Genomic DNA, 1,260 nt, shown 5'->3' with positions numbered 1-1,260 from the left:
TTGCGGACCCTCGTGCGGATCCCCCTCGACGGCGGGGACACCGCGACCGCCGACCTCGCCGTCGTCGACCTCACCGACCTCCAGGCGGAGGCCACCGACTCCGCGCTCGCGGAGACCGACGCCCGCGCCGACGCGGTGACGGGCGACGACGTGGCCGACATCCTGTTCACCTCCGGCACCACCGGCAAGAGCAAGGGCGTGGTGGCGCTGCACCGCCAGACCGTCGCCGGCGCCCGCGCGTGGGGGTCGAACGGTGGACTCACCGAACGCGACCGCTACCTCATCGTCAACCCGTTCTTCCACAGCTTCGGATACAAGGCCGGCTTCCTGGTCTGCACGCTCTTCGGCGCGACGGTCATCCCCCTCGCGGTGTACTCGCCCACCGAGACGATGCGGCTCGTGCAGGACGAGGACGCCACGGTCCTGCCGGGCGCCCCCACGATCTTCCAGACGATCCTGGACGCCGCCGACCGGGCGGCGTTCGATCTGTCCTCCCTCCGCCTGGCCGTGACCGGCGCGTCGGTGGTCCCGGTGGTCCTGGTCGAGCGGATGCAGTCCGACCTGGGACTGGAGACGGTCCTCACCGCGTACGGCCAGACCGAGACCATGGGCTTCATCACCACCACCACGGCGGAGGACGACGACGTCACCGTGGCCACCACCTGCGGCCGGGCCTACCCCGGCATGGAGATCCGGATCGGGGACAAAGGCGAGATCCTCACCCGCGGCGAGATGGTCATGCAGGGGTATCTCGACGACCCGGAGAACACCGCGGACACCATCGATCCCGACGGCTGGCTCCACACCGGCGACGTGGGCGAGATCGACTCCCACGGCAACCTGCGTATCACCGACCGGCTCAAGGACATGTACATCACGGGCGGGTTCAACGTGTATCCCGCCGAGGTCGAACAGACGCTCTCACGCCTGGACGGAGTGGTCGAGACCGCCGTCATCGGCGTCCCGGACGACCGGATGGGTGAGGTCGGCAAAGCCTTCGTGGTGCGCCGAGAGGGGTCGTCGCTCACCGAGGAGGACGTCCTCGGGTTCTGCCGGGAGCACCTGGCCAACTTCAAGCGACCCCGCGCGGTGGAGTTCGTGGAGTCGTTCCCGCGCAACGCCTCGGGCAAGATCCTCAAGACCGACCTCCGATGAGCGCGGGTCGGCGGGCGGGTGCCGTCCTGGTCACCGGCGCCTCGGGCGGCATCGGCGGCGCGGTGGCCCGACGCCTGGCCGTCGAGTTCCCCGACTCCCCCCTGG

At 70.2% G+C, this 1,260-nt stretch carries 1 protein-coding gene; it reads left to right on the top strand.

The window, feature by feature from the left end:
- A partial coding sequence (locus G6027_RS12645) for an AMP-binding protein (RefSeq protein WP_182637487.1) occupies nt 1–1,155 on the top strand: 1,155 nt, incomplete at its 5' end.
- Nucleotides 1,156–1,260: the final 105 nt, after the last annotated feature.

Origin of the sequence: Dietzia sp. SLG310A2-38A2 (assembly GCF_014145095.1) — a bacterium.
Lineage (GTDB): Bacteria > Actinomycetota > Actinomycetes > Mycobacteriales > Mycobacteriaceae > Dietzia.
This window is presented reverse-complemented; position numbering and strand designations above follow the sequence as displayed.